Below are 13354 nucleotides of genomic sequence, written 5' to 3' on the forward strand. Positions count from 1 at the left end.
ACCTTTGTAGATACGTTAATACCTGCATTTGGTGGCAAAGGCTCTATTTTTGAGTTGGCTAAAATCTACTATGTTATTGTTTTGTATGGTGTGCCGTTCTTGGGTCTTAATATGATGGGCAATAACGTTATAAGATCAGAAGGCAAGCCAAAATTTGCCATGATCGCTATGATCATTCCTTCCATTGGTAATCTAGTTTTAGATTATTTGCTAATTAATGTGATGGATTACGGAATGGAGGGCGCCGCTTGGGCTACAACTATCAGTTACTTTCTGTGCTTTCTGTACATCGTTTACTTTTTCTTGTCCGATAAGTCAGAATTAAAATTAAGTCCGAAGTATTTACGTATCAAATTTTCGATAATCAAAGAAATCAGTTCACTTGGGGTGGTAACGCTCTCTCGCCAAGCTGTTGTGAGTGTTATTTATCTATTGATGAACAATATTCTTTTTGATCTGGGAGGCGAAGCAATGGTAGCTGTTTATGCCATTATCGGTAGAATGTTGATGTTTGCCCTTTTTCCTGTATTTGGAGTCACACAAGGCTTTTTACCAATTGCAGGGTTTAACTACGGTGCCCAGAAATATGATAGGGTGAAAGAATCTATTTATACCGCCATAAAATATGCAGCGCTATTGGCGACTTTAGTTTTTGCGGGACTCATGATTTTTCCTGCAGAAATAGCCGGACTTTTTTTAAGCCATAAGCCGGACATGAGCGAATTGGAACTTGCTACCAATGCCTTTGTTTTAGAAAACACACCTTCTGCCATGCGTTGGGTGTTTGCTGCTACGCCTATCATTGCGCTTCAGCTTATTGGTGCGGCATATTTTCAAGCTATAGGAAAACCCGTGCCGGCATTGTTATTGACCTTATCCCGACAAGGTTTTTTCTTTATTCCCTTAATCTTAATACTGCCAAATTATCTAGGAGAACTTGGGGTGTGGATTTCTTTCCCCATTGCAGATGTTCTTGCAACTATTGTTACCGGGTATTACTTGCGAAAAGAGATTAGTAGAACCCTTGTGGGTTAATTCTTTTTTTGAAACCAAACCTATTCCAGATTACTCCGTAAGTAGCGTTAGAAACGCTTAAGAACATACTATGAATTTTATTTTATCGCAATTAATTGCCGGTGCAATATTTCTATTGGCATGGAAACTAAAAGAGTTGATTTCAAATCAAAATACATATATAAAGCTGCTAGAGGAGGAAAGGCCTAAAGCAGCTAAATTTAAAAACTAAGTTAGTTAGCGGGTTGCGCATGTAACAACTCCATCCCCGTAGAAGATCTAGGTTTAAAGCCTGTCCAATCTTTTTCATTGGAATCTTCTTGAACGTTTAAAAACTTGGCGTTGTCTTGGTTTTTAAGATGCTTACCTATGAACGCAGTTACAAAATGTTGATTGATGTTATTCATTTTGCGTTGGTCCCATGATGGTTCTGCGTATCTATAGTACTCATCTATATGCAGACCTGGCGCTAAAGCTTCCGCTGGCGGAGGGTTAGGTGCTACATTATGTCTTGCATTCCTATAGGTCAATAAATACCTGTCTGCATTGATTACACCTTTGTAAATAGCCTTAATTCCTTTTTCGTAACCTGATATGTCATCTTGGTTTCCGGCAATAAAGAATGTAGGTGTTTTTAAACCCTGCAATCCTTCTACATCCCAAACGCCGCGCTCCATTCCCCATGGGGCAAATGCTACAATTGCTTTAATTCTAGGGTCGGTCATTTTTTCGTATGCTGCATTGCCTGCCGTATGTACAGATATTGCGGTGCTACCGCCCGTCATTCCAGTAAAGAATTGACCTAAGCCAGCACTATATCCGGCTCCGCCAACATTTAAAACTCCGTAACCACCCATAGAATATCCTATAATTGCGGTATTGTTAGCATCTACTAGTCCTTCGATTTTATTTTTGGAACCTTTAGCGCCTAATTTTTCCATTTCATTAATTACGAAACGAATGTCTTTAGATCTGTTTAATAAGGTGCTTTGAAAAGCATTGGCATCTTTAAAAGTTGAATCCGTATGGTCAATAGCTGCAACTACGTATCCTTTAGATGCTAAATTTTCGGTTAAGTAAGTCATTAGAAATCTAGAACCTACATAACCGTGTGATACTACTACTAAAGGAAATTTATTTCCTTTTAATGCTTCTGCATCTCTGTAAGCCCTTCCTTTAAAAGTAAATGGTGTTAATGGTCTAAGCGTATCGCCCCTTGTTCCCATTACTTCATCATAAACGACTGTCTTGGCATCATCACTTACTTTTGCAGGATACCAAATTTCAATAGTTATAGGTCTGTCATAGATTGGGTCTTTGCCATCTTTTGAATTTAAAATATCTACTTGATCAGGGTTGGTTAGGTTTACGGTTTGTACACCAACGTTAAATTCTCCCCTTGCACTAAGTTCTGGTGCATCGGGTAATTGGTCTCCGTATAAAAAATCATTGGTTTGGGCATTTACAGTATTAATTGTTAATCCGTTGAATAGGAGAGCGATTAACGATGTCGAAAACAAAAGTATTTTAAATTTCATAATTGTCAATTTGCTGCCTTAAATATAAGAATACTTTAAATAATTAGTGTTTTTTGTTTAATATGTTCAATGTGTGTCATTTAAAAAACTCATGATATCTGTCTATTTTGGGATAGCTATAAATACCCTCACTTTTTGAGAAAAGAATACTGAAACACTTCAAGTATTTTTAATTCAATAATAATGTAGGTTTATAAATGCTAATAAAATCTTAAAATGAACATTTGCATAACAAAATGTTTAATTTTAGTGAAGACTAATATCAAACTATCAAAATGAAAAAGTACCTTACCAATGCTGGCATACTCATGCTGGCATGTTTTCTATTACCATTATCGTTATTATCTCAAAGAAGAAATAAATCGCAAAGTACTGCACCAACGTATCCAGAAGAGCTATATTCTAGTTTGGACTATAGATTAGTTGGTCCGTTTCGTGGTGGTCGTTCCGCTGCAGTTACCGGTGTACCCGGCGAGCCTAATTTATTTTACTTTGGCGCTGCCGGTGGCGGAGTTTGGAAAACCTTGGATGGCGGTCGTACCTGGGATAATATCTCTGATGGATATTTCGGTGGAAGTATCGGTGCCGTTGAGGTAGCTAAAAGTGATCCTAATGTTATATATGTTGGTGGTGGTGAAAAAACCTTAAGAGGTAATGTTTCTTCAGGTTACGGAGTTTGGAAAACAGAGGATGGAGGTAAAACTTGGGCATCTGCAGGATTAGAAAAAAGCAGACATGTACCACGACTTCGCGTGCATCCTACAGATTATAATACGGTATATGCAGCAGTTCTTGGCGATATCTATAAGCCGACAAAGGACCGTGGAATTTATAAAAGTACAGATGGTGGTAAAAATTGGAAACAGGTGCTGTTTGTTAACGAACAAGCGGGTGCGGTAGATTTGACCTTTGACCCTAACAACCCAAGAATATTATATGCCTCTACTTGGCATGCACAACGAACTCCTTATAGCCTGATTAGTGGTGGAGATGGTTCTGCGCTTTGGAAAAGTATGGACAGTGGTGAAACTTGGACAGAGATTTCTAAAAACGAAGGCTTTCCAACAGATACTTTAGGTATTATTGGTGTAGCTGTTTCGCCTAAAAATTCAGAAAAGGTTTGGGCAATTGTAGAAAATAAGGACAAAGGTGGTTTGTACCGTTCAGAAGATGGTGGTAAAACATGGTCTGTTGTAAATGAGGAACGTAAAATACGTCAACGTGCTTGGTATTACACAAGAGTGTATGCAGATACACAAGATGAAGATGTGGTTTATGTACTAAATGTAAATTACCATAAATCTACCGATGGTGGAAAATCGTTTAATACATTCAATGCTCCCCATGGTGATCATCATGATTTATGGATATCACCAGAAGACTCTCAACGTATGATTATTGGTGATGATGGTGGTGCACAAATTTCTTATGATGGCGGTGAAACGTGGAGTACCTATTATAATCAGCCTACGGCACAATTTTACCGTGTAACCACAGATAACTCTTTTCCGTATAGAATTTATGTAGCACAACAAGACAATTCAACTTTACGTATTGATCATAGAAGTGATGGGCGTACCATTGATGATAACAATTGGGAGGAAACTGCCGGTGGAGAATCTGCTTGGATAGCCGTTGATCCTAATAATGACGATATTGTATATGGAGGTAGTTATGGAGGGTTTTTAACTCGTGTTAATCATGATAGAAATACGGTTAGGGGCATAAATGTTTGGCCAGACAACCCAATGGGTGCCGGAGCCGAAGCAATGAAATATCGCTTTCAATGGAATTTTCCTATAATTTTTAGTAAGCATAACCCTAAGAAGCTTTATACTTTTTCTAATTATGTTCATGTTAGTGAAAACGAAGGTCAGAGTTGGAAAGTTTTAAGTGGAGATTTAACTCGTAATGATCCTACCAAGTTAAAAACAAGTGGTGGTCCAATAACACAAGACAATACTAGTGTAGAATATTACTGTACCATTTTCACGGCAAACGAGAGTCCGTTGAAAGAAGGGCTTTTGTGGGTTGGAAGTGATGACGGATTAATTCATGTTTCTAAAGATTCTGGTGCAACTTGGGATAATGTGACGCCTTCAAACATGCCAGAGTGGAATATGATCAATAGCATTGAACCTTCAAACTTTGATGAAGGCACGTGCTATGTTGCCGCTACAAGATATAAGTTGGGCGACTTTCAGCCTTATTTATACAAAACGACTGATTACGGTAAAACGTGGACTAAAATAACAAACGGTATTCCTGCCGAGCATTTTACAAGAGTGGTTAGAGAAGACCCTAAAAAGAAAGGATTGCTATATGCAGGTACGGAAACCGGAATGTATATTTCGTTCAATGACGGTGCTAGTTGGTCTCCTTTTCAAATGAACTTGCCAATTGTTCCTATTACAGATTTAACAATAAAAGACGATAATTTAATTGTGGCTACCCAAGGTCGTAGCCTTTGGATTATAGATGACTTAACGGTGTTGCATCAGTTAGATGAAAACAAGAAGAATGCGAATACCATTTTATTCAAACCAAAAGATTCTTATCGTACAAAAGGTAGGGCAGCCAAGAAGCCTTCTAAAACTTCAGGTCAGAATTTAGAGAATGGTGTCATTACACATTTTTTACTAAAAAACTATTCTGAGAAAGACACGGTTCAGTTAACTTATACAAGTATGGCTGGTGACACCTTGGCAAATTATAGTTCTGTAGCGAAGAAGAAGGATAAGAAATTAACAGTAAAAAAAGGAGGTAATACTTTTGTTTGGGACACGCGTGGTAAGGGAGCTACGAAGTTAAAAGGTATGATTTTATGGGGCGCAAATTTGGATGGTGCTAAAGCGGTGCCGGGTACCTATAAAGTACATTTAAACGTAAACGGAACCAATAACAATGAAACGTTTACTATTTTACCAGATCCAAGAGCGGAAAGCTCGGTAGCTGAAATGCAACAACAGTTCGATTTTATTACCGATATCAATACTACAATCGAGAACGCACATCAATCTATAAAGAAAATCAGGAATGTTACTAAGCAGCTGAATTCATTTACAGAGCAATATAAAGATGATGATCGTACTAAAGATTTGGTAGAGAAAGCCGAAACGATGAAAGATAAGCTTAGCGAAGTAGAGAAGGCATTATACCAGACTAAAAATAGAAGTAATCAAGATCCTTTAAATTTCCCTATTAAATTGACCAATAAGTTGGGTCATTTGAATAGATTGGTTTCAATGGATAATTTTCAGCCAACAGACCAAGATATAGAGGTTAAAAATGAATTGACAACCGCAATTAATAAGGAACTTCAAATATTTGATAACGTAATATCATCAGAACTTCAAGAGTTTAATAAAGGTTTTAATGAGCTTAATTTGAATTACTTGTTTATTGATGAAAGCAAGTAAAGTACAAGACTGTCAATTCTAGTGATTTTTATTTATGTTATCATCTAATAAAAATCACTGGAACAGACAATTTAGATTACCTAAAACAACGACCAAACAATCCAATAATGAAAAAGCAATTACTCCTTTTTATGGTGATATTAGCAAGCACCATAACTTTTGCCCAAAATGCTAATGATTATTTTCAACCCTTAAAGTTTAGAAATATTGGTCCGTTTAGAGGTGGGCGTTCGGTAACTGCGACAGGAGTTATCGGTGATCCTATGACCTATTATATGGGTACTACCGGTGGTGGTGTTTGGAAAACAGAATCTGCAGGGCAACGTTGGGAAAATATTTCTGATGGATATTTTGAATTGGGGTCAGTTGGTGCGGTTTCCGTATCGGCATCTAACCCTAATATCGTTTATGTGGGTATGGGAGAGCATGCACCACGTGGTGTAATGACATCTTATGGAGACGGCATGTATAAATCTACAGATGCCGGTAAAACCTGGAAGAAAATGGGTCTTGAAAAGACTCAGCATATTTCTCGAATTATCATTCATCCTACAAATCCTGATATTGTTTATGTTGCTGCGCAAGGAGCCCTTTTTGAGGGTAATGCTGAACGCGGTATTTACAAATCTATTGACGGTGGTAAGACGTGGAAGAATACCTTATTTGTAAACAATTTAACAGGAGCTTCTGAACTTTCTATGGATGCTAGCTATCCTGAGATTATGTATGCCGCTATGTGGGAACATCAACGTAAACCCAATATAGTGATTAGTGGAGGTGAAGGTAGTGGATTGTACAAGTCTACCGATGCCGGAGAAACTTGGAAAAAAATACATAAAGGTCTACCTGAGGAAAAAGGAAAAATGGCAATAGCTGTGAGTCCGTCAAATTCAGAGAAAGTATATGCTTTAATAGAAAGTGATTCAGATGCAGATAAAGGCGGCTTGTTCGTTTCTAACGATGCAGGTGAGTCTTGGTCTATGATAAGTGGTGATAATAGGTTAGTACAACGTGCTTGGTATTATATTGAGGTTTTCGTAGATCCCAATGATGAAGACACGGTGTATGTTTTAAGTGCTCCGGCGCTACGTTCTGAAGATGGTGGAAAAACATGGGAGAATGTAGAGGTTGCTCATGGCGATACACACGATTTATGGATTAATCCTGCCAATTCTAAAAATATGGTTTTAGCAGATGATGGCGGTGCTTCAGTATCTTTCGATTATGCAAAAACATGGTCTACGCAAAGCAACATGCCAACTGCTCAATTTTATAGAATTAGTGTAGATAATCTATTCCCTTATAATATTTATGGTGGTCAGCAAGATAATAGGTCTGTCAAAATCGCTAGTTTATCTGCAGGTAGCCGTAGTATTACAACTAGAGATTGGACTGATTCTGCTGGTGGTGAGAGTGCTTTTTTAGCTTTTGACCCAGACAACCCAAGGTACGTGATGGGTGGGCAATATTTAGGTACTGTTGAGGTGATGGATATGGAGTCAAAAGCGGCAACACAGATTATGCAAGCGCCAATTCAATATTTAGGTCGCGAGGCCAGAGATATGAAGTATTTATTCAATTGGAACGCTCCTATTATTGCTTCTACGCATGAATTGGGTACCTTTTATCACGGTGCGCAATATGTTTTTAGAACTCGTGACATGGGTCTTACTTGGGATAAGATTTCTGATGATCTTACACGCGATATCGATGCTAAACAAGGTAACGGTGGTGGTCCGTATACCAATGAAGCCGTTGGTGCAGAAAATTATGGTACGCTGGCATATATACTAGAATCTCCACATGAAAAAGGATATATCTGGACAGGTAGTGATGACGGACTGGTTCATTTAACCAAAAATGGAGGTGAAACATGGGAAAATGTTACCCCTAAAGGTTTAAAGGAATGTTTGATCAATGCCATAGAGGTTTCTCCCCATGACCCGGCAACTGCTTACATTGCTACAACAAGATATAAATTTAATGATTACACGCCAGGTTTTTATAAGACAACAGATTATGGTAAAACTTGGACTGCTATAAACTCTGGTATTCCATATGGTGCTTTTACGCGTGTAGTTCGTGAAGATGAGTTTAAAAAAGATTTGCTTTACGCAGGTACGGAAAAAGGAATTTATGCATCTTGGAACGGTGGTAAATCTTGGGAGCCTTTTCAATTGAATTTACCCAAAACACCTATTACCGATTTAAAAATGCATAAAGGGGATATGGTGGTTGCTACTTCAGGTCGTTCTTTTTGGATTCTTGATGATGTTGTTGCACTTGGGCAATACCAGCCTTCTAAAAAAGGACTTCAAATTTTAAAACCTAAAGACGCTTATAATGGTTCCTGGGGGAGTCCATTAAGTGGCAATTCAGATACATTTACGGGGAGTGATGCCTTTGAAGGCATTAACCCTGCCAACGGAGTAGTTTTGTATTATGAACTCCCAAAATTAGCAGATAGTACAGCTATTTCCTTAGAGATTTCAGATGCTAAGGGTAAGGTGATTAGAACAATTAGTTCAGAAAAAGATCCTACATACATACCACATAATGGAGGCGGTGCGCCACCAGCACCAGTTTTAAGTAAGAATACTGGGTTAAACCGCTTTGTATGGGATATGAAACACCCAATTATGCCAGGTATACCCGGTGTGTATATTGAAGCTGGATTTAGCGGACATAAAGCTTCTCTTGGTACATATACTTTTAAATTAATGGTAGACGGGCAAACAGTTTCCACAACAGGTACAATTAAAGAAGTACCTACCTATGAAACAAAACCCGGTCAATATGAAGAGTTTGATGATTTTATGACTATCGCAGAAAGAGAGTTGACTACAATGCATACTATGATCAACGAGCTATATGACGCTCAAAAAGATTTGAAGGGGGTATTAAAAAATGTTAAGGACCCTGCGATTATAACAGCTGGCGAAAAATTACTTGCAGATATGAAGGCATGGGACGCTGACATGGTACAGCGTAAATCTCAAGCATATGATGATGTTGAGAATTTTCCAAATAAATTTTCTGCAGAATATATATTTATGATCAATCAGACGAATAGTAGTATTCCAAGATTGAACAAAGCAAGTAAAGATCGTAAGGCTGAGTTAGATGTACAATGGACTGGTTTAAAAGCTAGAGGTAATCAATTAAAAAACACGGCAATTCCCGCCTATAATAAAAAGTTGTGGGAAGCTGGAGTTGGTGCTATAAGATTATAAAATAAGTTCTATGGGCTTTTACTAACTTTGAACTAGTTTAAGATAAGAGTTGAGAAAAAAAGTGAACTGAGAAATAAGTACAGCACTTGAAATAGTCTCTTGAACTTGAGTTTGAGTTTTGAATTTGCACTTGAACTTGTATTTTGAACTTGTTTTTATAAGCCTTATGACAGAATATTACAACTATATAAAATCCCTGCATCTCATTTTCGTAATAACTTGGTTTGCAGGGCTTTTTTATATCCCTAGATTATTTATCTATCACATTGAAGCAAATTTAAAACCATCACCGGAAAAAGAAATCCTCTCTAAGCAATTAAAGTTGATGACAAAACGCTTGTGGTATATCATCACTTGGCCATCGGCTGTATTGGCAGTATTTTTTGCAATTTGGTTGCTTATTATTTACCCTGGTTGGTTATCGCAACCTTGGATGCACATAAAACTTGGTTTTGTGTTGTTACTGATATTGTATCATCTAAAAAACCACCAAATTTTCAAGAAATTTCAACAAGATGATATTCAATATACTTCTAAATTCATGCGGTTATGGAATGAAGGAGCCACGCTAATTCTATTTGCTATAGTTTTTTTAGTGATTTTGAAGAGTTCTTTTAATTGGATTTTTGGAGTAGTAGGCATTATAGTTTTAGGGATACTATTGATGTTGGGAATAAAGCTTTACAGAAGGATTAGAGACAAGAATCCAGAGGCATAGTTTTTGAATTAACAATTTTCTATAGATTAAGCGATCATAGAGACTTTTGCTCTTTTAGCAGCAATCTTAGCCTTAGGAAGTATTAGTTTAAAAGTAGCTCCTTTGCCTTTACCTTCTGACTCTGCGATGATGTTACCACCATGGGACAATGCTATTTTTTTAACCATATACAAACCTAGACCTGTACCTTTAATTTTATCGTGAAATCGTACAAATGGGGTGAACAATTTTTTTAATGCTGGTTCATCCATACCTAAACCATTATCGCGTACGAAAAAGATATTTTCTTCACCATCTTCTTCAAAATCAACAATTATTTTAGGGTTAGGTTGCTCTCCCATATATTTAATAGCGTTATCTAAAAAATTACCAAAAACTTGTATTATTCTATTGCGATCCCCGAAAATATCTGGTAGATTTTCAGCTATTGAAAGGTCTATGTTTTTGTTAGTAAGCTGACTTTTAATGAGGTTTTTAGATAGTTCTAGTATTTCATTTGTGTGTAATAGCTCATTTTTATTTTCTATTTTACCAAGTCTAGCAATTTCGGTAATATCAGATATTAATTCGTTCATGTTAGTACATGAAATATTAATAAGGTTCAAATACTCAGCTATATCTGGGTTTTCTTTTAAATCCATTTCTAATGGTATTAAATTGGCTAACCCTTTAATATTACCTAAAGGACTTTTTAAATCATGCGAAACTGCATATGTAAAGCGTTGAATTTCTTCGTTCTTTGATTTTAAATTATCTGCTGCTACTTCAAGTTGGTTTTTTTGATGTTGTAGTTCTTTAGTACGTTCATCAACTTTTAATTCTAGTCTTCTTTGATTTTTTCGGATATTAAGTAATTTTATATGTTGTACTAAATAGAAAATTAATAATACTAGAGCTATCATTAATAATTTAAACCACCAGGTTTGCCAATATGGTGGTGTTATGGTAATATGAAGATCTATTTCATTGTCGACCCAAACTCCGTCTGAGTTGGTAGATTTCATTCTTAATATGTATTCTCCTGGATTTAAGTTGGTGTAGGTAGCAGTAGGATTGTTGCCCACATAATTCCAATTCTTTTCAAACCCCTCTAAATAAAAAGCATAATTGACATTTTCTGGATGCCTAAACGTCAGAGCTTTAAAATCTATATTAATTACTGATTGATCATAGCTAAATGTTAAAGAATCTACCTGGCTCATATCTTTGTCCAGAACCTCAAAATCATCATTAGGAAATACTGGTTGGTTAAAGATTTTTAGTCCAGATACAAAAAGTGTTAGTGTGTCTTTTTGTTTTTCAACTTCACTTGCGGTGAATAAGTTAAATCCGTTTATTCCCCCAAATACAAATTCATCTTTTTTGGTGGTTAATGAAGAACTTGCAATATATTCCTTACCCTGTAACCCATCACCAATATCATAATTAATGGTTTCACCTGTTTTAGAATTGTATCTAATGATGCCGTTTTCTGTACTTAGCCATAAATGATTATTTTGACCATTTATAATTCCTTTTATGGCATCATTTTTTAAACCATTTTCTTTGGTAATTGCTAGAAAGGAATCCGTCTCCGGTAAATATTTTTGAAGTCCACCTTGGGTGCCTACCCAAATTGTGTTTTCATCGTCTTGAACGATTACATTGACAAATCTATTACTTAATGTATTTTTAGTATGGTAATGAACAATTGACCATTGATTGTTTTTTTCTGTTACTTTAAATAAGCCTGAATTTAAAGTGCCTATCCAAATGTTACCTAGATTATCTTCAAATATTTTATGTAGAGAATTAATTGTTGTGCCGTCAATATCTGAAATGAGCGTTATATTTTGATGGGTATTTGTAGAGGGGTCGTATACTTGTACTCCTGCAAAATAATTTACTATCCATATTCTATCTTTTTTATCTTTTAATAGGTCTATTATTATGTTAGACTTCAAAAAAGAGTTTTCTGAAGTTAGTACGCTATAATTTTTGGTTTCTGTATCGAAAACGGAAATCCCATGAGTCCATGTTCCTGCCCACAATTGGTTTTCTTTTGTTTCTAAAATAGATAGAACTACATCACTGTTAAAAGTTTTGTTTTTTAAAGAATAATTGTCAAATGTGTTTGATGATCTATTCCAGTAATTTAGTCCGCCACCATCGGTACCAATCCAGATATTACCTTTATCGTCTTCTAAGAAACAATTAACCAATTTGTTACTTAAGGATTTAGGGTTAAATGGATCAGATTCAATATGTTTGAATTTATAATATTCTTTATCGTAAAAATTAAGTCCACTTTTGTATGGAGCAACCCACATGGTACCATTTCGCGTAGATAATAATGCCCAAATTGAATTACCTGCTAATGAGCGAGGTTTTTTTACATCATATTCTAAATGATTTTTCAATTCTAAATCCTCAGAATATATGTATAGACCGTTATTCTCCGTTCCTATCCATAGGTTACCATTGATGTTTCTTTCTAAAGAACGAATACCAAAACCTAAACTAACTTCCTTTTCTTTGCTAATATATGTTGCATTGTTTTCTACTGCCAATTTGTATAAAATACCGTTACTTGCACCTAGCAGAAAAGAATTATTTGTAACGTCAATACTTGTTACCATTGCTTCAGTTTCTAAAATATCACTTAGAATATTCATTTCAGAATCAATAAGAAGTGTATTATAGGTAAATACAGCTAGTATACGCTCAGCATCTAATATTTTAATGTTTACTACTTTATTTAAACGTGGATTATCAAGTTTTATATGGTTATTGGGTGGTGGAAAATGTTTCAATTCTCCTGTAGCTAGTTCGTATCTGTAAAGACCGCTAGATTCGCCTCCTAACCATAGCATACCATTTTTTTTGACTATGATTTCAAATACGTCACTGGTAATCGTTGTACCTTCATTTATAAAAGGGTAAGGAGTAATGATATTTAAACTCCGATTGTAAAGACTTAATCCTTCATTAGTGCCGATGATAATATTTTCACCGTCTTCATATAAAGACACAATATATTCATGCTTAAGCCCTGTTTTACCATCTAGACTTTTGGTATATATTTCAAAATCTTTACCATCGTATCTATTAAGACCATTTCGGGTGCCAATCCATAAAAAACCAAATTTATCTTCTAAGAGTACGGTGGCACTACTTTGTGACAAACCATCTTGAATGTGCTGAAAATATAAAGGTTCTTGCTGTTGAGATTGTACGCAATGGGTACAGAAAATGATTGTAAAAAAGGTAAGAGACGTAAGGAAATATTTTAATAACATGCTAACCTATAAATAACTACTCTATATTAACGCATTTAAAAGTAAGAAATTACTTTCAAAGATGTATTTTATTAAATGATATTTTCCATTAATACATAATTCAAGTTGGTGTTTTTTCGCCTGAGCTATAGGTTTATCTGTTTTTGGTGTGATA

The 13354-nt window shown here is 35.9% G+C and carries 7 protein-coding genes; 5 read left to right on the forward strand and 2 right to left on the reverse strand.

From position 1 onward, the window contains the following. Positions 1 to 1035: MATE family efflux transporter (locus ABJI11_RS05545; RefSeq protein WP_348350184.1), on the forward strand; the 1035-nt coding region annotated here is incomplete at its 5' end. 70 nt (positions 1036 to 1105) lie between these two features. Further along, complete coding sequence (locus ABJI11_RS05550; protein WP_348350186.1) at positions 1106 to 1246, forward strand: hypothetical protein; 141 nt, start codon at positions 1106 to 1108, stop codon at positions 1244 to 1246. 1 nt (position 1247) lies between these two features. Here the strand turns inward: ABJI11_RS05550 and ABJI11_RS05555 are convergent, their stop codons facing one another. After that, complete coding sequence (locus tag ABJI11_RS05555; RefSeq protein WP_348350188.1) at positions 1248 to 2552, reverse strand: dienelactone hydrolase; 1305 nt, start codon at positions 2550 to 2552, stop codon at positions 1248 to 1250. A gap of 275 nt (positions 2553 to 2827) precedes the next feature. Here ABJI11_RS05555 and ABJI11_RS05560 point away from each other — a divergent pair, with 275 nt between their 5' ends. From ABJI11_RS05560 to ABJI11_RS05570, 3 genes are all read left to right on the forward strand, one after another. Beyond that, positions 2828 to 5971, forward strand: a complete 3144-nt coding sequence (locus tag ABJI11_RS05560; RefSeq protein ID WP_348350190.1) for a glycosyl hydrolase — start codon at positions 2828 to 2830, stop codon at positions 5969 to 5971. A gap of 107 nt (positions 5972 to 6078) precedes the next feature. Then, positions 6079 to 9204, forward strand: a complete 3126-nt coding sequence (locus ABJI11_RS05565; protein ID WP_348350192.1) for a glycosyl hydrolase — start codon at positions 6079 to 6081, stop codon at positions 9202 to 9204. 166 nt (positions 9205 to 9370) lie between these two features. Further along, positions 9371 to 9922: a CopD family protein gene (locus tag ABJI11_RS05570; protein ID WP_348350194.1), complete on the forward strand. Its 552-nt coding sequence runs from the start codon at positions 9371 to 9373 to the stop codon at positions 9920 to 9922. A 26-nt stretch (positions 9923 to 9948) separates the two neighbouring features. Here the strand turns inward: ABJI11_RS05570 and ABJI11_RS05575 are convergent, their stop codons facing one another. Continuing rightward, positions 9949 to 13200: a two-component regulator propeller domain-containing protein gene (locus ABJI11_RS05575; RefSeq protein ID WP_348350196.1), complete on the reverse strand. Its 3252-nt coding sequence runs from the start codon at positions 13198 to 13200 to the stop codon at positions 9949 to 9951. Positions 13201 to 13354 lie beyond the last annotated feature (154 nt).

The sequence above is a fragment of the Maribacter sp. genome (assembly GCF_039968975.1).
Classification (GTDB): Bacteria; Bacteroidota; Bacteroidia; order Flavobacteriales; family Flavobacteriaceae; genus Maribacter.